The sequence below is a fragment of the Streptomyces sp. NBC_00370 genome (assembly GCF_036084755.1).
Classification (GTDB): Bacteria; Actinomycetota; Actinomycetes; order Streptomycetales; family Streptomycetaceae; genus Streptomyces.
In genome coordinates, this window is record NZ_CP107968.1 from 2,657,423 (window position 1) to 2,676,742 (window position 19,320).

The following is a 19,320-nucleotide window of genomic DNA, read 5'->3' on the forward strand; positions in this document are numbered from 1 at the left end:
AGCGGAAGCTGGCCCATCTCACTCAGCGTCAGCTCGCCGCTCGGATCTCGTTCTCGTACAGCCTTCTCAACCAAGTCGAGTGCGGTGCCCGCGCGGCCAGCACGGATCAAGCACACGCCATGAAGGAGCTACCGGCGTCCGTTCCTACGTCACGCCGCGCCCACTTCCTGATCGACCGGGCGCGCTCCGAAATGGAGACCGGCCGCACGGATGCCGCGCTGAAGAGTCTCTTTGCCGCCCGCCGCGCAGCGCCCGAACAGACTCGATATCACCCTGGCGCGCGCGAGACCATCTCCGGCCTGGTGCACCTGAGCGGGCGCGCCGGGGTCGGCAAGCTCGTCTGGGCCGTGTGCGGAACGGCCCCCTCGCGTGATCGCGAGGGGGCCGTTCCATCGGTGGGCGCGGACGGGTTCGAACCGCCGACATCTGCTTTGTAAGAGCAGCGCTCTACCCCTGAGCTACGCACCCGTGGATGGAAGAACAGCGTACATGGCCCGCGGGGTACGGGGGGTAACCCCACCCGGAGACGGTGGGCGGCCGGATCGGCTTCGGGGGGTGGTCGTTCGTACGGTGAGGGCACAGCCAAGACGTGTCGGCGGGACTGCCGGCGGAATCTCTGGGGGAACGATCACCGTGGCCGCAATCCGTAACCGCACCAGGACCCTTCTCGCCGCCGGCGGGGCCGTGCTTGTCGCTGTCGCCGTCAGCGGGTGTGGTGGCAGCGACGCGTCCGACGCGCCGGTGGAGAAGAAGGCGTTCCCGCTCGGCGGGCACACGCTGACCATCGACGCCACGAACTCGCGGATCACGCTCGTGCCCGCCGATGTGCGGGACGTGCAGGTGTCGCGGCAGGTTGACGGCTGGGTGTTCATGGGGAGCGGGCCGGACGCGTCCTGGAAGATGTCGGGCGACACGCTCAAGCTTGAGGTGAAGTGCAAGGCCGTGGTGAGCAACTGCGAGTCGCGGCATTCGGTGAAGGTGCCGCGCGGCGTCGCGGTGAAGCTCAACGGGAACAACGGCGGGGTGACCGCGTCCCGGTTCAGCAGTCCGCTGAGTCTTGAGCTGAACAACGGGTCCATCACCGTGCGCGACTCCAGCGGTCCGCTCGATCTGAACACCGACAACGGGTCGATCACCACGCAGCGGGCGTCAGCGAAGTCCGTTTCCGCGCATTCCAACAACGGGTCGGTCCGGCTGGGGCTCTCCGCGCAGCCCGACAAGGTGGACGTCGAGACCGACAACGGCGGCATCACGATCGAGCTGCCGAAGGCGGGCTCGGCGTACGCGGTGACGGCCCGCAGCCACAACGGCAAGGTCGATGTGGGCGTGCCGACGGACAAGAGCAGCGCCCATGTGGTGAAGGCGCGCAGCAGCAACGGGCGAATCGCGGTGCGAACCGCGAACTGATCGGCCCGTGTGTTCGTCCCTACCAGGTGGGAGAATGTACCGGGCAGGGTGGACTCAGCACGGGAGAGGCATGTGACGGCGACGCGCGCGCAACCGCACTCAGGATCCAAGGCGAGTGCTGTCCGTGACGTGATCGCGGTGATGCTGCTGCCTGTGCCGCTGCTCGTCGCGGCGCTGCCCGCCGCGTTCAACGGCGCGGGCGGCGGCGGTACGCGGCGCTGGTTCGGCGGCGGGCGGGGCGGCGAGAGCCAGCGGGCCGACGCGCAGGCCGCCAAGGACGCGGCGGCTGCCGCCTTCTACGAGCTGGACACGGCCCAGCGCGATCTGCGGATCTCGATCGAGACGATCACGGCCGTCGACAGCTCGCCGGGCGCGCGCAGGGCCGTGGAGGGCTTCGCGGCGCTGGGGCGCCGGATCGACGAGGCGAGCAGCGGGTACATCACCGCCGTCGACGCCCATGATCTCGACCGGCACGATCTTGAGCCGTCGGCGGCCTCGGCAGCCCGGGGCGAGCTGACGAAGGCCAAGGACCAGCTGGTCCGCGTCAAGGCCGATCTCGACAAGTTCGAGCAGGGGCTCGGACCGCTGCTCGACAAGGCCGAGACGCAGCTCGCGCGGCTCGCACCGGCCATAGAGCGGGCCCGCCAGGCGCTCCTCGCCGCGAGCAACGCTCTCGACGCGGTACGGGGCACAGGACTGCGCGCGGACGATCTCGCCCTGCGGCTCGCCCAGCTCGGGCCCGAGCTGACGAAGCTCAACCAGGGCGCGGGGCAGCACGGCGTCACGGACACCTTGCAGCGTGCCGACCGGGTGCTGCGGGACGCCGAAGCCGTACGGGCCGAGGCCGAGCGGCTGCCGGAGCGGGCGAAGGAGATCGACAAGCGTCTGGTGTCGCTGCGGACCCGCGCGCAGGCGCTGACCACCCGCGCGGGCACCGTGGAGCCGGTGCTGAGCGAGCTGCGGCGGCGCTTCTCCGCCGAGTGCTGGCAGGATCTGCAGCATGTTCCGGACCAGGCGGCCGACAGCGTCCGGCAGGCCGAGCTGAAGCTGAAGGAAGCGGGCAAGGCCCGCGAGGAGCAGCGGTGGCCGGACGCGACGTCCCTGCTGAGCACGGCCAGGGCCCTGCTGAACACCACGGACGAGGCGGTCTCGGCTGCCGGCGACCGGTTGCAGCGGCTGAACGCCGTCGCGAAGGACCCGCAGCAGGAGATCGACCGTACGAGGTTCGCGATCCGGGACGCCCAGCGGCTGGCGATGACCGGCCGCAGTACGCCCGACCCGCGCCATGCCCGCCCGCTCGACGACTCCGTGGCCCGGCTGGACCGGGCCGTGGCGGGTCTTGAGGGGCGCCATCCCGACTACTGGCACTTCCTGACCGAGACCGAGGCGGTACGGAACACGGCGGCCCGGGTGGTCTCGGAGATCCGTGAGGAGCGCGGGTCGGGCCACGGCGGCTGACAAGGGCGGCGCTCGTCCGAGGGGCGCCGGTCGCACGGTCGCGTACCGATAGCCTGGCGCCATGCCTCGCTACGAGTACCGCTGCCGTTCCTGTGGTGACACCTTCGAGCTCAGCCGTCCGATGGCGGAGTCCTCCGACCCCGCCGCCTGCCCCTCCGGTCACGACGACACCGTGAAGCTCCTGTCGACCGTCGCCGTCGGCGGCTCCGCCAAGGGCGGCGCGCCCGCCCCTGCGGCCGGAGGTGGCGGCGGGGGCTGCTGCGGTGGCGGCTGCTGCGGCTGACGCCGGCGGTCAGACCGCGTGCGGGGGCGAGGGGGTCGCGTGGCTGAGGCGACGGAGGATCTCCTCGCCCGCCAGGACACCCGTCTGCGCCAGTACGTCGACGTGCGACGCGGTCCAGCCGCTGTCGGCGAGTTCGCCGTGGCCGGGGCGCCAGGCGTGGTCGGCGGCCAGCAGCAGGTCGGCGTCGAGGAGCGAGTCCCCTGCGGCCAGGGTCAGTTCGGCGCCTGAACGGCGCGCCACCTCGCGCATCGCCGCGCTCTTGGTGAGCGGCCGGGGCACCGCGTAGATCTTGCGGCCCTGGAGGGAGACGGTCCAGCCGCGGCCGTCGGCCCAGTCAGCCAGCTCCTTCACCCAGCCGTCGGGCAACAACGCCCGGTCGACGACCAGATACGCGAACAGGTCTTCCGCGATCCGCTCCTTGAGCAGCCAGCCCGGGTCGGCCGCGGCGAGCAGATGGGCGCGTACCTCCGCGAGCGGCGCGCACTCGTCGGCGAGCCTGGCGGCCACCTGCCGCTGCCAGTCGGGGTCGGAGACCCCGTCGACCAGCAGATGGCCGCCGTTGGCGCAGATCGCGAACTTCGGCTGCGGGCACGGCAGATGGATACGCCCGTACTGCTCGCGGGTGCGGGTCGTCGTCGGTACGAACACGGTGGCGCGGGCGAGGGAGTCCAGCAGCCCCGCGGCGGTCTCCGTCAAATACGAGAGCGGTCTGCCCTCGTACACCTCGACGCAGAGCAGCCGGGGCGCTTCGGCGTCGGGCATGGGCAGTTGGAGGGCCGCCGCCGAGTAGATGAGGGTGCGGTCGAGGTCGCTGGCGACCAGCACGCGCGACGTGGCGGACGGCGTGGTTGCCGGCTCGGCGAGCTGCGGGGTGCGTTGCGGGACGGTGGCGCTCACTGGCCCGCCACCGCCTTGCCGTCAGCGCCGGTCGCGCCGCGCGTGTACTGCGGGTGGATCAAGCCGACGCAGCTGTACGGGAGTCCGTCGACCTCCTCGACCGGCACGCCGCGCTGTTCCGCGAGCAGCCGCACATGGTCGAGGTCGGAGCCGGCGCCGCGCTGCGCGAGGATCTTCCAGGGCACCCGGCGCAGCAGGACCCGGGTCGTCTCACCGACCCCCGGCTTGACGAGGTTCACGTCGTGGATCCCGTACGCCTCGCTGATCCGCTCCACCGCCGCCCAGCCCTCCCACGTCGGTGCGCGGTCGGCGGCGAGCAGTTCCTTGACCTCGGTGTCCACCGCGTCGGTCACGTCCTCGAAGCGGCCGGCGACGGTGTCGAGGAAGTGGGCCGAGACATCGGCTCCGGCGAGTTCGCGATAGTACTTTGCGCCGTGGAAGTCGTGCGGACCGACCAGGTCGGAGCGCAGGACCGTACGTGAAATGAGCCCGGAGACCGTCGAGTTGAGGCAGGCGGACGGGATGAGGAAGTCCTCACGGGTGCCGTAGGTCCGCACACAGCCGCCCGGGTCGGCCAGGACGGCGATGTCCGGGTTGAAGCCGGCGAACGGGGCCAGGGCGTCGGCCAGTTCGCGGGTGATGGCGCCCTTGCCCGTCCAGCCGTCCACGAAGACGACATCGGCGGGGTCGTGGTGCTCGGCCAGCCAGCGGATCGCGTTGGTGTCGATGCCGCGGCCGCGCACGATGGAGATCGCGTAGTGCGGCAGGTCGAGGCCGTGCCGCTGCTGGGCCCAGCGCCGCATCAGGACACCGACGGGGGTACCGGCCCGCGCCAGGGAGACCAGGACGGGGCGCGGCGAGCGCTCGGCGAGGACCGTCTCGGTGACCGTGCCGACCGCCCGCGCGATCCGGGCCGCCGAGGTGTCGAGCGCCGCCATGAACAGCTGCTGGTAGCGCTCGTCGGGCTGGTACTCGACGGGCAGGGACTCGGCGTAGTGCGCGCCGCCGCTCTGGATCGCCTCCTCGCGCTCCTCGGTCGGCGCCTCAAGCTCCACGGCCGAGAGGTCCTGGAGCAGCCAGCCGACCTCGTCGGCGGCGTAGGAGGAGAAGGCGGGGCCGCGAAGGGGCTCGGGAAGCATGACGGGGTCCTGCCGTTCGGGGACGTACGACGGTTCTGGGACGAGCTGAGGCTCGGGGACGTGCGACGGTTCCGGGACGTACGAGGGGACGACGGCCAGTACGACGCGCGGGACGTGGGCCGCGAGTTGCGCCAACAGGCCGTCAGGGGCGTGCAGTTCGGGCGAGTCGGCCAGCGAGTCGACGACCGCGACCACGGCGTCGAAGCCGCCGCCCGCGACGTTGTAGGCGTACCGCTCGCCGGTGGATCCGTCGCCGTCCGGGTAGGCCGCCGTGTCGTGCGCGGGGAAGACGAGACGGCTGCGTATCGCGTAACCGGGGTCGTCCACGGCGAGCACCGGCGAGCGGGTCGTCGTCGAGAACCGCACATCAGCGCCCGCGCCCCCGCCCGCGCCCACCGTGCGCTCCAGCTGCTCGGCCAGCCGCAGCGGCGCGTACATCAGCTCCTCGAAGCCCAGGACGAGGATCCGCCGCGCACCGCCCAGCTCGGCGGCGACAGCGTCCGCCATGGCGGGCAGGGCGGCCTCCAGCCGGGTCCTGTGGTCATGGGTGAAGCCGTGCCGGCCACCGTCCGGGACCCCGGCCGGCCAGTCCAGCTCGACCGTCACCGGGGCCGCCCGGCTCCCGCTCCCCGGGCCACCCGCGCCGTCCGGCGCCGCCTCATGCGCCGCCACCAGCGCCTGGCCCTTCTCCAGGACCCCGTCCGGCAGCTCGACCGTGCCCGCCGCCAGCGTGACGAGGTCGACGCGCGCCCCGATCTCCTCGGCGAACGCCGCCAGCCGCCCCTGGTCCGCCGCCGAGCGCATGTCGACGAGCGCCACGACGACGTACCAGGTGCGCGGGTAGCGGGCGTGCAGCGCGCGGATCGTGTTCAGGACGGTGTTCCCCGTGGAGAACTCGTCGTCCACGAGCACCAGCGGCCCGTCGCCCGCGAGCAGCGCGGGATCCTCGGGCAGCAGCAGATGGGAGGTGGCGTGCGAATGCGCCTCCTCGAAGCCGCCCCCCCGCGCGACGCCCGCCACCGGGCGGCGCGTGGAGTGCAGGTACGGCGCTTCGCGCACCCCGTCGGCGACGGAGTGGCCGAGCCCCGTCGCGGTCTCGGCGTACCCGAGGATCACCGCCCGGCGCACATCGGCGCCCAGCAGCTCCCGTACGCGCTCGCCCAGCTCCACTCCCGTGCCGTGTATGAGCGCGGGGCTCTGCGGCACATGCTTGCCCAGCACGTTGGAGACCAGCAGATGGGCCCGTTTGGGGTTGCGGCGCAGGGCCATGCCCAGCAGTTCCCGCAGCCGCTGGTCGCCGTCGAGCCGTACGCCGAGCCGCTCGGCGACCCACGATCCCGACCACACCATGCCGGCCGTCTCTTTCCTGTCGGAGCCCTGGGAGCCCTGGGAACCCAGGGAGCCCTCGGGGCCCTTGAAGCCCCGGGAGCGCTCGGAGCTGTCACCCGTGTCGGTCGTGACGACCCTGACCTCTATCTTCGCGCGCTCCGCCGTCACGGGGCCAGTCCGGCGGCGAGCAGCTCCACGAAGCCGATGTCCTCGCGGGCGACCCCGAACACCTCGGCGCGCAGCAGCGTGCGCTCGGCCCAGGCGCGGTGCGGTTTCACCTCGTTCATCTTGTTCGTGTACGACGACCGCAGCACGCCCCCGCCGGTCCGCTCCGGGCGCAGGATGTCCTGGGCGTCGCTGAACTCCTCGTGGCTGACGACCGACAGCGCGTGCACGGGCATGACGTGCGAGGGGTGGATACAGGTCTTGCCCTGCAGGCCGTTGGCCCGGTCCAGCTCGATCTCGCGCAGCAGCCCGTCGAGATCGTGCTCGATCAGGGCCGTGCGCAGCTCCTCGGCCCGTCCCGCGCGGAACGGGCTGCTGCGCAGCTGCGGCTTGAACATCCGCTCCTGGAGCCGGAAGTACTCCCAGACGGGTCCGGTGACGGTGAAGCCCGTGCCGTCGGCCCTGCCCAGTACGTTCACCACGTCGGCGATGATCCCGGCGACGATCTGCACGTCGTACGCGGTCATGTCGGGCGCCCTGCGCAGCCCGTAGGCGGAGCAGAAGTCGGTGACGCCGAGGCGCAGCGCGAGCACGCGGTCGCGGTACTTGTCGACGGCCGAAGCGATCCCGGCGAGCGTCTCTGCCCTGCTCTCCAGATGCAGCAGGGCAGGCGATTCCAGGACGGGCATGGCGAACAGCCGGTGGCCGCAGGTGCTCTCCGCCTCCACGACGGCTTCCAGGAACGGTATGCCGCGCTCAGCGGTGAACTTCGGGAGCACAAATCCGGACAGCAGGCGTACGGCGGGGCCGATCCGCCGTACGAGATCGGGGATCTGGCCGGCCTCCCTGACCCGGATGAAGAGCAGCGGCAGCTCGCCGTCGCGCGCGTCGAGGTCGGCGAACTGCCGGACCAGATTGGCCTCGGCCTCCTCGACCTCGGAGTCGTTGATGGAGTCCTCCAGGCACAGGACCATGGAGACGACTCCCGCGCCGGCCTGCTTGACCACGTCGTCCGCGAGCTGCGGCCGGGTCGCCGGGCTGTACAGCGTGGCGCCGAGAGCGGCCGAAAGGATGCGGCTCGGGGCGCCAGCGGTGAACTCAGCCGGTTCCTGGTGGAACAGGATCTCCCGGCTGCGAGGCGATATATGCCCGAAATGACGCATGAAATGCCCCCGTACTGCCGGTGTCGCCCGCTGTTGGCCATTGGGTCATGTGGCCGGTAATAGTACGTATGGACACCTGTCAACGGTTCCCTGCTCGCATGAAATTCTGGTAACTCGTCCGCTTCGCGCCTATGTCATGCACGTGACGACTGATACCCACGTTGTCGGGACCGGCAGCTGGAAGGCAGGATGGCCCGCATGACGCACGCGATGGTGAAGGGCTCCAACGTCTCGCTCGACGCCACGGCGGTACGGGCCGTGCTGCGCTGGTCCCCCGGGGCCGGGGTACCGGACGTGGACGCGTCAGCCCTGCTGCTCGGCCAGGACGGGCGCGTGCGCTCCGACGAGGACTTCGTCTTCTACAACCAGCCGCGCCATCCGTCGGGCCTGGTCAGGCGGCTCTCCAAGAAGCAGCTCGCCGACGGGTACACCGATTCCGTCGAGGCGGACCTCGGCACCCTCGACGCCTCCGTCGACCAGGTCGTACTGGCCGCCTCCTCGGACGGTGCCACCTTCCGGAACGTCGGTGACCTGCGGATACTGCTGTACGACGCGACGGCGGCCGACGCCGAGCCGCTGGTGGTCTTCGACGTACTGCCCGAGACGGGCGAGGAGACCGCGATCATCTGCGGGGAGCTGTACCGGCGCGGGGACGGCTGGAAGTTCCGCGCGGTCGGCCAGGGCTACCCCACCGGGCTGGTGGGGCTCGCCACGGCCTTCGGCATTTCCGTGGACGAGACGGAGGGCGTGGACCCGGAGCACGCCACGGACGCGGGAACTCCCGGGACCGGCAGCTCCACGGCCAACGGGAACGGCGGCTTCGCGCCCAACGGCACCGACACGTCCGCCGGCCCCTCGGCCGCGACCACGCCCCAGCACCCCCCGCTGCCGCCCCATCCGCCCGTGCTGCCCCCGGTCCCCGCGCAGCCGCCCGCCTACGGGTATCCGCAGTCACCGGCGCCGCAGCCGGGCTACGGCTACCCGCAGCCCGCGTCGTCGCCCCAGCCGGCGTACGGCTATCCGCAGCCGGCCGCGGCCGCCGCTCCCGCCCCTGACCCGAACTTCCGGCTGCCGCCGATGGGCCCGCAGTTCGTCCGGCCGTAGGCGGAAAGGCGCCTCACGCCTTCGTCTTGTAGCCGCGACCCCATTGGAGCCCCCAGCCGTACAGCCGGTCCAGCTCCGCCTGGAAGCCGTAGACGAACTTCACCTCGCGGTGCACGGTCAGCTCGCCCTTGACCTTCTCCAGCGAGAACACCGCGCACGACCTGGCCTGCGGCGCCCGCTCGTCCAGTTCGATCTCGACGCGCGGCCCGTTGCTCGGGTACAGCGTGACCTTGGCGTGCGTGCGGTCGAAGGCCGGCGTCTGGTCGTATATGTAGACGAAGAACAGCAGCCGCTTGATCTCGTCGGCATGGTCGAGGTTGACGAAGACCGTCTCCCCCGACGGGGCGCCGAACCGGTCGTCACCGCTGAGCTTGATGTACGGCGCCCCGTTCAGGTCGCCGAAGAAGCCGCCCAGCGGCTGCACCACGCCCTTGCTGCCGTCGGTCATCTCGTACATGCAGCCGAGGTCCAGGTCGACGTTGACCACGCCCTGGGTGTGCGCCTGCACCACGTCCGGCTGGAAGAGCTTGAACGGGTGCCGCAGCAGCCGGCCGCTCTGCTTGGACCTGCCCTCGATGTCCGACGTCCGCATCCGCCAGGACAGATTCACCCGCAGATTGCCGTTGGCCGCCCCCTGCTTGGAGAGCGAGACCGACGGATGACGCTTGGTCAGCTCGATGGAGTTGGTGGCAGCGCTGCCCGAGTCGAACTGCGCCGCCTTCCCTCCCTGCCACAGGTTGTCCCAGAAGGCCATGCCCGCCCCGCCTCTCTCGTCTCCCACGCGACATCACACGGAACAACGGGGCAGCCAACAGGCTTCCGCCTTCGGCTGCCCCGTCCAGAGCGTGCCCCCCACAACGCCACGTCCACCACCCGCGAGGCAGGGCGCCCGGAGTCACTGCCCCGGCGCACCCATGCGTACTCGTGCACAACCATGCGCAGTCGTCCGCGTCCGCCCCTGCGGGAACGGGTCAGACGGGCAGTGACGCCTTGTCCTCCGAGTCCTTCCCTTCGCCGTCCCCGCCCTGCGCCTCCAGCGCCTTGTTTCGGCGTACCGAGGACCAGAACGAGGCCGCGATGAGGATGACGCCCACCAGCCCCGTGATGATCTCGTTGATCTGGTGCTGGATGGTGACGAGCAGGATCACGGCCAGCGCACCGATGGCGTAGTGCGCGCCGTGCTCCAGGTAGACGTAGTCGTCGAGGGTGCCCTGGCGCACGAGATAGACGGTCAGGGACCTGACGTACATGGCGCCGATACCGAGGCCGAGCGTCATCCAGAAGATGTGGTTCGTGATGGCGAAGGCGCCGATGACCCCGTCGAAGGAGAACGAGGCGTCCAGGACTTCGAGGTACAGGAACATGAAGAACGCCGCCTTGCCGGCGAGGCCGACCATGGAGACGGGCCTGCCCTCGGCCTTCGCGGCCTGCTGTTCCTCCTCCTCGCGCTCCTCGGCCTCTTCGAGGCTGTTCTCGAAGTGCCCGGAGAGACCGCCGACGACGAGATACGTGATCAGACCCGCGACCCCGGCGAGCAGCACGGTCGACGACTTGTCCGCCGTGCCCGTGCTGGTGTGGGCGTGCGTGGCGAAGGTGAGCGCGGTGACGAGCAGGACGATCAGCGCGACGCAGACCGACAGCATGTCGATCTTGCCGAGCTTGGCCAGCGGGCGCTCCAGCCACTGCAGCCACTTGATGTCCCGGTCCTCGAAGATGAAGTCGAGGAAGATCATCAGCAGGAACATGCCACCGAAGGCGGCGATCGCCGGGTGGGCGTCGGTCACCAGGTGCTCGTACCGGTCGGGCTGGTTGACCGCGAGTTTCACGGCCTCGATAGGACCGACCTTGGCGCTGATGGCGACGATGACGACCGGGAAGACCAGCCGCATACCGAACACCGCGATGAGGACGCCGACGGTGAGGAAGATCTTCTGCCAGAAGGCATTCATCTTCTTCAGGACCCCGGCGTTGACGACCGCGTTGTCGAACGACAGCGAGATCTCAAGGATCGACAGGATCAGTACGACCCCGAACGCCTCCCACCCCCACTGCCAGGCCGCGAAGGCTAGGCCGATCGCCGTGATGGCGAACGACCAGCCGAAGGTTTTCAGGATCACTGGCTACCCCATCTGGTGAATACGGGTTTTTCCCCCGTGTAGAGCACTGCTTTACGAAACGTTGACCCCGAAGTCTAGAGCGATCCCGCGAAGTCCGGACGCGTACCCCTGTCCTACGGCCCGGAACTTCCACTCGCCGTTGTACCGGTACAGCTCGCCGAAGATCATCGCCGTCTCCGTCGAGGCGTCTTCCGTGAGGTCGTAACGCGCCAGCTCCTGGCCGTCGGCCTGGTTCGCGACCCGGATGAAGGCGTTGCTGACCTGGCCGAACGTCTGGCCCCGGTTGTCGGCGTCATGGATGGACACCGGGAATACGATCTTGTCGCAGTGCTCGGGCACCTTGGTGAGGTCGACGATCAGGGACTCGTCGTCGCCTTCGCCCTCGCCCGTCAGATTGTCGCCGGTGTGCTCGACGGAACCTTCGGGGCTGGTGAGGTTGTTGTAAAAAATGAAGTACTCGTCGCCCAGCACCCTGCCGTTCTGGCAGAGCAGCGCGCTGGCGTCGAGGTCGAAGTCCGCCCCCGTCGTGGACCGTGCGTCCCAGCCGAGCCCGACCAGCACCTGGGTGAGATTCGGTGCGGCTTTGGAGAGGGAGACATTGCCTCCCTTGGCGAGTGTGACGCCCATGATCGTGTGTCCTCCCCTAGGTGAAAATGATGCGCTGATGCCCAGGCACGACGCGCCTGTCGTCATGCCCAGTCGCGCTCTGTTCATGCCGTCCGTACGGTGCTATCGCGTCCGGCGCCGCACTGTTGAGTGCGGCGCCGGACGGGAGATGCGGGACGGCTCAGAGTGACGAGACGGCTCAGACGTTGACGCCGAAGTCCTGCGCGATACCGCGCAGACCCGAGGCGTAGCCCTGGCCGATGGCGCGGAACTTCCACTCGGCGCCGTTGCGGTACAGCTCGCCGAAGACCATGGCGGTCTCCGTCGAGGCGTCCTCGGTCAGGTCGTACCGCGCCAGCTCGTTGTTGTCGGCCTGGTTGAGCACGCGGATGTACGCGTTCCGCACCTGGCCGAAGGACTGCTGGCGGCTCTCCGCCTCGTAGATCGAGACGGGGAAGACGACCTTGTCGACGTCGGCCGGTACGGCGGCGAGGTTGACCTTGATGACCTCGTCGTCGCCCTCGCCCTCACCGGTGAGGTTGTCACCGGTGTGCTCGACGGATCCGTCGGGGCTCTTCAGGTTGTTGAAGAAGACAAAGTTGCCGTCCGTGGCCACCTTGCCCTCGGTGTTCGTCAGCAGTGCGCTGGCGTCGAGGTCGAAGTCGGCTCCTGTGGTGGAGCGCGCGTCCCAGCCCAGACCCACGGTGACCGCGGTCAGGTTGGGCGCGGCTTTGGTCAGCGAGACGTTTCCGCCCTTGCTGAGGCTGACTCCCACGAGTCCTCCTTAGGTTTCGGGACATACGTTGGCATCGGATCAACGACTGGATCCTAGTGACCGGTTCCCGGCCGTTGTGCGATTTCGGTGGGTACGGCTCAGTCGGAGTGCGTCCGGCGTTCAGAGGGTTTCGAGCACCTTGGCGTACGCGTCGACATCCCTGGCGTCCGGGATGGCGTTGACGACGCTCCAGCGCACGACGCCCTCCTTGTCCATGATGAAGGTGCCGCGCACGGCGCACCCCTTTTCCTCGTCGAAGACGCCGTAGGCGCGCGACACGGCTCCGTGCGGCCAGAAGTCGGAGAGCAGCGGATACTCCAGGCCCTCCTGGTCGGAGAAGACGCGCTGGCTGGCGACGGAGTCGTTGGAGACGGCCAGCAGCTGGGTGTCCTCGTTGACGAAGGTGTCGAAGCGCGCGTTGAGGGCCTGGAGCTCGCCCGCGCAGGTGCTGGTGAAGGCGAACGGATAGAAGACGAGGACCACGTTCTTGCCGTCGGCGCCACGGAAGTCGGCGAGCCGGACGCTCCTGCCGTGGTTGTCCTTCAGTTCGAAGTCCGGAGCGAGTGCACCGGTCTCGATCGCCATGGATGCTCGTCCTTTCGCAGTGCCCGGCGGGAAGGCGCCACGGAGAAGGCCCTGCGCCCTCCCGGGGCTCGACAGATGACGCCCACCCTACGCACCGGCATGCGAGGGGCCCCCGCCGACCGGTGTCGGCGAGGGCCCGCTCAAGGCTGCTTGCTACTGGCTGCTGAGGCTTGCGCGCTCGGACGCGGCGCTCGGTGTCAGCGCTTGGACTTCGCCGCCTTGGGGGTGACGAGCCGGCTGCCGGTCCAGTCCTTGCCGGCGTTGACGCTCTTGGTCTGCGACAGCCCTGACGTCTGTGCGGCCTCGTTGATGTCGCTCGGTTCGACGTAGCCGTCACGGCCGGTCTTGGGTGTCAGCAGCCAGACCACCCCGCCTTCGTCGATCAGACCGATGGCGTCCACCAGCGCGTCCGTAAGGTCGCCGTCCTCGTCGCGGAACCACAGCAGGACGGCGTCGGCCACGTCCTCGTATTCCTCGTCGACAAGCTCTTGGCCGATGACAGCCTCGATGGACTCACGGAGTTCCTGCTCGACGTCGTCGTCGTAGCCGATCTCCTGGACCACCTGTCCGGGCTCGAACCCCAGCCGTGCCGCCTGGTTGGTCCGTTCCTCCGCGTGGTCCGCGGTCGCGCTCACGGATTGCCTCCTGATCATGTTTCGGGAAATGCTTCAGCCGCGCGCGTACGCGGGGCATTGGCCGTAGTCCACACGGGCGGGACGGATCGCGCAAGTACCCGACGGCCGAGACCGCCTAAACGGTGACGTTCCGGGCCGCTTCATAGCATCTGCGGGCACTTCGGCATCCCCTCCCTGGGCGTGTGTCACTCCGTTCCTCCATTTTTGCCATGCTATGCCGCATCGCTACGCCATTCGAGCCCGAACTGTCGAACGAAACGCGTGGACGGGGTGGGCGTAAGGTTGCGATTTGACCTCAGCGGGGTCCGGGCTCGGGGTGCGTTTTTCCGGAGAGTGCGGGTTACCCCTCGGTAGAGATGACGTTTCCGTCGGTCGCAGTACACGATGGAGGCGGCGTACGTGCCGATCCCGCGAAGAAGCAGTATCCCGACGGCGTGCACTGCATCGATCGCGTGCAGCGGCACGACACGACCAAACAGCGAAGGAACAGCGTGGCTTCCGGATCCGATCGCAACCCGATCATCATTGGCGGCCTTCCCAGCCAGGTCCCGGACTTTGATCCCGAAGAGACCCAGGAGTGGCTCGACTCGCTCGACGCCGCTGTCGACGAGCGGGGGCGCGAGCGCGCCCGCTACCTGATGCTCCGACTGATCGAGCGGGCGCGCGAGAAGCGTGTGGCTGTGCCCGAGATGCGCAGTACGGACTACGTCAACACCATCGCCACCAAGGACGAGCCGTTCTTCCCCGGTAACGAGGAGGTCGAGCGCAAGGTCCTGAACGCCACCCGGTGGAACGCCGCGGTGATGGTGTCCCGCGCACAGCGGCCGGGCATCGGCGTGGGCGGCCACATCGCCACCTTCGCCTCGTCCGCCTCCCTCTACGACGTGGGCTTCAACCACTTCTTCCGGGGCAAGGACGACGGCAAGGGGGGCGACCAGATCTTCTTCCAGGGCCATGCCTCCCCCGGCATCTACGCCCGCGCCTTCCTGCTGGACCGGCTCAGCGAGGCCCAGCTGGACGGCTTCCGCCAGGAGAAGTCCAAGGCGCCCTACGGGCTGTCCAGCTACCCGCATCCGCGCTCGATGCCGGACTTCTGGGAGTTCCCGACCGTGTCGATGGGCCTCGGCCCGCTCGGCGCGATCTACCAGGCCCGGATGAACCGCTACATGGAGGCGCGCGGCATCGCCGACACCTCCGACTCGCACGTGTGGGCCTATCTGGGCGACGGCGAGATGGACGAACCCGAGTCGCTCGGCCAGCTCTCCATCGCGGCCCGTGAGGGCCTGGACAACCTGACCTTCGTGGTGAACTGCAACCTGCAGCGCCTCGACGGCCCGGTGCGCGGCAACGGCAAGATCATCCAGGAGCTGGAGTCGCAGTTCCGCGGCGCCGGCTGGAACGTGATCAAGCTCGTCTGGGACCGCTCCTGGGACCCGCTGCTCGCGCAGGACAGGGACGGCGTCCTGGTCAACCGGCTGAACACCACGCCGGACGGCCAGTTCCAGACGTACGCGACGGAGACCGGCGCCTACATCCGCGACCACTTCTTCGGCGACGACCAGCGGCTGCGCGCCATGGTCGAGAACATGACCGACGAGCAGATCCTGCACCTGGGCCGCGGCGGTCACGACCACCAGAAGGTCTACGCGGCGTACGCGGCGGCCAAGGCCCACAAGGGCCAGCCGACGGTGATCCTGGCGCAGACCGTCAAGGGCTGGACGCTCGGGCCGAACTTCGAGGGCCGTAACGCGACCCACCAGATGAAGAAGCTCACGGCCGACGACCTCAAGCGCTTCCGTGACCGGCTGCACCTGCCGATCGCCGACAAGGAGCTGGAGGGCGGCGCGCCGCCGTACTACCACCCGGGCCGGGACTCGGAAGAGATCCAGTACATGCACGACCGCCGCAAGTCCCTCGGCGGGTACGTACCGACGCGTGTCGTACGGGCGAAGCCGCTGGCCCTGCCGGCGGACAAGACCTACGCGGCGGTGAAGAAGGGCTCGGGCCAGCAGTCGATCGCGACGACCATGGCCTTCGTCCGGCTGCTCAAGGACCTCATGCGGGACAAGGAGATCGGCAAGCGGTTCGTGCTGATCGCCCCCGACGAGTACCGCACGTTCGGCATGGACTCGTTCTTCCCGAGCGCCAAGATCTACAACCCGCTGGGCCAGCAGTACGAGTCGGTCGACCGCGAGCTGCTGCTGTCGTACAAGGAGTCGCCGACGGGCCAGATGCTGCACGACGGCATCTCGGAGGCCGGCTGTACGGCTTCGCTGGTGGCAGCGGGTTCCGCGTACGCCACGCACGGCGAGCCGCTGATCCCGGTGTACGTCTTCTACTCGATGTTCGGTTTCCAGCGCACCGGCGACCAGTTCTGGCAGATGGCGGACCAGCTGTCGCGCGGCTTCGTCCTGGGCGCGACGGCGGGACGGACCACGCTGACCGGTGAGGGCCTGCAGCACGCGGACGGCCACTCGCAGCTGCTGGCGTCGACCAACCCGGCGTGCGTCGCCTACGACCCGGCCTACGGGTACGAGATCGCGTACATCGTCAAGGACGGGCTGCGCCGGATGTACGGCCCCGACGCCTACGGTCCGGACAGCGAGAACATCTTCTACTACCTGACGGTCTACAACGAGCCGATCCAGCACCCGGCCGAGCCCGCCGACGTGGACGCCGAGGGCATCGTCAAGGGCATCCACCGGCTCAGCGGCGCGGCCGGCGGCTCCATCCCGGCGCAGATCATGGCGTCGGGCGTCGCGGTGCCGTGGGCGATCGAGGCCCAGCGGATCCTCGCCGAGGACTGGAACGTCAAGGCCGACGTCTGGTCGGCGACGTCCTGGAACGAGCTGCGCCGCGAGGCCGTCGAGGTGGAGCGGCACAACCTGCTCCACCCGGAGGAGGAGCAGCGCGTCCCGTACGTGACGCGGAAGCTGTCGGGCGCCGAGGGCCCGTTCGTCGCGGTCTCCGACTGGATGCGTTCGGTGCCGGACCAGATCGCCCGCTGGGTGCCGGGTCCTTACCAGTCGCTGGGCGCCGACGGGTTCGGCTTCGCCGACACCCGGGGTGCCGCGCGGCGCTTCTTCCACATCGACGCGCAGTCGATCGTCCTCGGTGTGCTCACGGAGCTGGCGAAGGAAGGCAAGATCGACCGGTCGGCACTGAAGCAGGCGCTGGACCGCTACCAGCTGCTCGACGTGTCGGCGGCCCACCCGGGCGCCGCGGGCGGCGACGCGTAACAGCGCGCAGGTCACCGGAGTGACGGAGGGCGGCGGAACCCCGAGGGGGCTCCGCCGCCCTTCTCCGCATCACCCTTGCTCAGGCCCGTCGCCGGAACGGACTCTCTCCGGCGTCGCGCGCGGTCCTGCCCGGCCCGCGACCGCTTCCGGCCGCGTGAGCGGGGGGCTCTGCGCGTACGGGCCTTCCGCACCCCGACTACCCCGCTTCAGCTCTCCCAGACCTTGAAGGCCCGGACCCGGTACGGCGAGTGCGGGACCCAGGTGCCGCCGCCGGGGTACGTCTCGAACTCGCCGGTCTCCGCGCACTCCGCCGACTGGTAGGTGGTGACGGGCCGTCCGGTGCGGTTGACCAGGGACTGCGCCGAGGTGCCCGGCGGCAGGGGTACGCAGCTCTCGATGCCGGTGTCGGCCAGTTCATGGGTCCGCCGGACGCCGGTGAAGTCGCCCTGGTCCCAGAGGCACAGCTCGCCCGGTGCGCACGCCCCGAGCCGGGGAGGTGCGGCGGCCACGGCCGTGGCCGCCGTCTGCGGCAGCAGTCCGGCTGCCGCGAGGGCGAAGGCGACGGCGAGCGCGCCGAGGGTGGTGGTGATGGTCGTACGCATAGGAATCGGCCCCCGTGAATCGGTCAGGTTTTCGTTGCCACCACTCTGACCTGCGACGGACCGGCTGCGGAAGATCCACCGGGGATGCCCACCCGGATAGGCGACAGCCCTGCCGGAACGTTCCGGCAGGGCTGTCGTATGTGAGGAATTGACGTCGGGTCAGCTCCGGGTTGACGTCAGATGTGCGCCGCTCCGCCCGCGGCGTCCGCGTTCTCGCCGCGCTTCGTCAGCAGCGCGACAAAGACCGCGACGGTCGCCACGATGCCGGCGACGAGGCAGGCCAGACCCATGCCCGACATGAAGGTGTCGTGCGCGACGGACGTGATCTTCGCGGCGACCTCGGCCGGCATGCCCTTCTGCACCGGGGCGATACCGACCTGGACGGCCTCGGCCGCCTGGCCCGACTGCGCGCCGTTGAGCGGGGGAAGGCCCGCCTTGGCCCAGTTGCCCGGCAGTTCGCTGGAGACCCGCGACGCCATCACGGCGCCGAGCACCGCGGTGCCGAGGCTGCCGCCGATCTGCATGGCGGACTGCTGCAGACCGCCCGCGACGCCGGACAGCTCCATCGGGGCGTTGCCGACGATGACTTCGGTCGCGCCGACCATGACGGGGGCGAGGCCGAGGCCGAGCAGCGCGAACCAGATCGACATCTCGACCGTGCCCGTGTCGACCTTCAGCGTCGACATGCCGAACATGGCGACGGCGGTGAAGATCATGCCGCCCGCCAGGGGTATCCGCGGGCCCACCTTCGTGATCACCATGCCGGCGAGCGGCGAGGCGACGATCATCATGCCGGTGAGCGGCAGCAGATGGAGACCCGCGTCGACCGCCTTCATACCGTGCACGTTCTGCAGGTAGAACGTCACGAAGAAGAGCCCGCCGAGGAAGGCGACGGCCATCAGCACCATCAGCACGACACCGGCCGACAGCGGTACGGAACGGAAGAGCGCCAGCGGGATGAGGGGTTCCTTGACCCTGGTCTCCCAGAAGGCGAAGAGTCCGAAGCAGACCAGCGAGACGACGATGAACGTCCAGGTCAGCAGGTCACCCCAACCCCAGGTCGGGGCCTTGATGATGGCCCAGACGAGACAGAACATGGCGACGGAGAGCAGCGCGATGCCGAGGATGTCGAAGGACTTCGGAGCGTTCTCCGCGCGGTGGTCCTTGAGGATCAGCAGACCGAGCACCAGCGCGAGCGCGCCGACCGGGACGTTGATGAAGAACACGGACTGCCAGCTGACGTGCTCGACCAGCAGCCCGCCGAGCAGCGGCCCGGCGGCGGTGGACACGCCGATGACCATGCCCCAGATGCCGATGGCCATGTTGAGCTTCTCGGCCGGGAAGGTGGCACGCAGCAGGCCGAGCGCCGCCGGCATCAGCAGCGCGCCGAAGAGGCCCTGGAAGACGCGGAAGACAATCACCAGGGTGATGCTGTGGGAGAGGCCGATGGCCCCGGAGGCGGCGGCGAAGCCGGTGACGCCGATGAGGAAGGTCTGGCGGTGGCCGAAGCGGTCACCGAGCTTGCCCGCGGTGATCAGCGCCACCGCGAGTGCGAGGAAGTATCCGTTGGTGATCCATTGGACATCCGCGAAGGACGCGCCGAGGTCCTTCTGGATGGCTGGGTTCGCGATCGCGACGATGGTGCCGTCGAGCGCCACCATCATGACGCCGATGGCCACGGAGAAGAGCGTCAGCCAGGGGTGGCCGCGCAGTCCCTTGGAAGGCGCCGAAGCCGGGGATTCCGGGGACTGTGGCGCCTGTTCGACGGTGGTCTGACTAGTCATACCGACAAGTTAGTGTCAGCCACTGACAGTTG

General features: G+C 69.5%; 16 protein-coding genes, 1 tRNA gene and 1 pseudogene. 6 read left to right on the forward strand and 12 right to left on the reverse strand.

Going from position 1 to position 19,320, the window contains the following annotated elements; genetic code table 11:
- Positions 1 to 128: 128 nt before the first annotated feature.
- A pseudogene (locus OHS57_RS11665) lies at positions 129 to 320 on the forward strand (transcriptional regulator); the annotation flags it as partial.
- A gap of 76 nt (positions 321 to 396) precedes the next feature.
- Here OHS57_RS11665 and OHS57_RS11670 read toward each other — a convergent pair.
- Positions 397 to 468: transfer RNA gene (locus OHS57_RS11670), tRNA-Val, on the reverse strand.
- Positions 469 to 633: 165 nt separating this feature from the next.
- Here OHS57_RS11670 and OHS57_RS11675 point away from each other — a divergent pair.
- The 3 genes from OHS57_RS11675 (at position 634) to OHS57_RS11685 (ending at position 3,148) form a co-directional block, all read left to right on the forward strand.
- The gene (locus tag OHS57_RS11675; protein WP_157874364.1) at positions 634 to 1,407 is read left to right on the forward strand and encodes a DUF4097 family beta strand repeat-containing protein; all 774 of its coding nucleotides are present in this window, start codon (positions 634 to 636) and stop codon (positions 1,405 to 1,407) included.
- Between the two features lie 72 nt (positions 1,408 to 1,479).
- Positions 1,480 to 2,865: a hypothetical protein gene (locus OHS57_RS11680; protein WP_328581873.1), complete on the forward strand. Its 1,386-nt coding sequence runs from the start codon at positions 1,480 to 1,482 to the stop codon at positions 2,863 to 2,865.
- A 61-nt stretch (positions 2,866 to 2,926) separates the two neighbouring features.
- Positions 2,927 to 3,148: an FmdB family zinc ribbon protein gene (locus tag OHS57_RS11685; RefSeq protein ID WP_328581874.1), complete on the forward strand. Its 222-nt coding sequence runs from the start codon at positions 2,927 to 2,929 to the stop codon at positions 3,146 to 3,148.
- A gap of 9 nt (positions 3,149 to 3,157) precedes the next feature.
- Here the strand turns inward: OHS57_RS11685 and OHS57_RS11690 are convergent, their stop codons facing one another.
- The 3 genes from OHS57_RS11690 to OHS57_RS11700 form a co-directional block, all read right to left on the reverse strand.
- Positions 3,158 to 3,973, reverse strand: a complete 816-nt coding sequence (locus OHS57_RS11690; RefSeq protein ID WP_328585045.1) for an HAD family hydrolase — start codon at positions 3,971 to 3,973, stop codon at positions 3,158 to 3,160.
- A gap of 68 nt (positions 3,974 to 4,041) precedes the next feature.
- Positions 4,042 to 6,534 carry a phosphoribosyltransferase gene (locus tag OHS57_RS11695; protein ID WP_328585046.1) on the reverse strand — a complete coding sequence of 831 codons (2,493 nt, stop codon included), beginning with the start codon at positions 6,532 to 6,534 and terminating at the stop codon, positions 4,042 to 4,044.
- 143 nt (positions 6,535 to 6,677) lie between these two features.
- A complete protein-coding gene (locus tag OHS57_RS11700; RefSeq protein ID WP_041990176.1) occupies positions 6,678 to 7,841 on the reverse strand; it encodes an HpcH/HpaI aldolase/citrate lyase family protein in 1,164 nt (387 codons plus the stop codon).
- 198 nt (positions 7,842 to 8,039) lie between these two features.
- Here OHS57_RS11700 and OHS57_RS11705 point away from each other — a divergent pair, with 198 nt between their 5' ends.
- A complete protein-coding gene (locus tag OHS57_RS11705) occupies positions 8,040 to 8,945 on the forward strand; it encodes a TerD family protein (protein ID WP_041996455.1) in 906 nt (301 codons plus the stop codon).
- A gap of 13 nt (positions 8,946 to 8,958) precedes the next feature.
- On the opposite strand, the gene OHS57_RS11710 is transcribed toward OHS57_RS11705, so the two are convergent.
- The 6 genes from OHS57_RS11710 to OHS57_RS11735 all read right to left on the reverse strand — a co-directional run bounded on the left by OHS57_RS11710 (position 8,959) and on the right by OHS57_RS11735 (position 13,663).
- Positions 8,959 to 9,699, reverse strand: a complete 741-nt coding sequence (locus OHS57_RS11710; RefSeq protein WP_041990173.1) for a TerD family protein — start codon at positions 9,697 to 9,699, stop codon at positions 8,959 to 8,961.
- 217 nt (positions 9,700 to 9,916) lie between these two features.
- Complete coding sequence (locus OHS57_RS11715; RefSeq protein WP_041990170.1) at positions 9,917 to 11,062, reverse strand: DUF475 domain-containing protein; 1,146 nt, start codon at positions 11,060 to 11,062, stop codon at positions 9,917 to 9,919.
- Between the two features lie 51 nt (positions 11,063 to 11,113).
- Positions 11,114 to 11,689 carry a TerD family protein gene (locus OHS57_RS11720; protein WP_041990167.1) on the reverse strand — a complete coding sequence of 192 codons (576 nt, stop codon included), beginning with the start codon at positions 11,687 to 11,689 and terminating at the stop codon, positions 11,114 to 11,116.
- 178 nt (positions 11,690 to 11,867) lie between these two features.
- Positions 11,868 to 12,443 carry a TerD family protein gene (locus OHS57_RS11725; RefSeq protein WP_041990162.1) on the reverse strand — a complete coding sequence of 192 codons (576 nt, stop codon included), beginning with the start codon at positions 12,441 to 12,443 and terminating at the stop codon, positions 11,868 to 11,870.
- A gap of 120 nt (positions 12,444 to 12,563) precedes the next feature.
- Positions 12,564 to 13,028, reverse strand: a complete 465-nt coding sequence (locus OHS57_RS11730; protein WP_041990158.1) for a peroxiredoxin — start codon at positions 13,026 to 13,028, stop codon at positions 12,564 to 12,566.
- Between the two features lie 197 nt (positions 13,029 to 13,225).
- The gene (locus OHS57_RS11735) at positions 13,226 to 13,663 is read right to left on the reverse strand and encodes a DUF3052 domain-containing protein (protein WP_041990154.1); all 438 of its coding nucleotides are present in this window, start codon (positions 13,661 to 13,663) and stop codon (positions 13,226 to 13,228) included.
- A 491-nt stretch (positions 13,664 to 14,154) separates the two neighbouring features.
- On the opposite strand from OHS57_RS11735, the gene aceE reads away from it, so the two are divergent.
- The gene (gene aceE, locus OHS57_RS11740; protein WP_041996452.1) at positions 14,155 to 16,902 is read left to right on the forward strand and encodes a pyruvate dehydrogenase (acetyl-transferring), homodimeric type; all 2,748 of its coding nucleotides are present in this window, start codon (positions 14,155 to 14,157) and stop codon (positions 16,900 to 16,902) included.
- A gap of 206 nt (positions 16,903 to 17,108) precedes the next feature.
- Here the strand turns inward: aceE and OHS57_RS11745 are convergent, their stop codons facing one another.
- Both OHS57_RS11745 and OHS57_RS11750 read right to left on the reverse strand, forming a co-directional pair.
- Positions 17,109 to 17,504 carry a peptidase inhibitor family I36 protein gene (locus tag OHS57_RS11745; protein ID WP_328581875.1) on the reverse strand — a complete coding sequence of 132 codons (396 nt, stop codon included), beginning with the start codon at positions 17,502 to 17,504 and terminating at the stop codon, positions 17,109 to 17,111.
- Between the two features lie 176 nt (positions 17,505 to 17,680).
- On the reverse strand, positions 17,681 to 19,288 hold the full coding sequence (locus OHS57_RS11750; RefSeq protein ID WP_041990148.1) for an MFS transporter: 1,608 nt from the start codon (positions 19,286 to 19,288) through the stop codon (positions 17,681 to 17,683).
- Positions 19,289 to 19,320 lie beyond the last annotated feature (32 nt).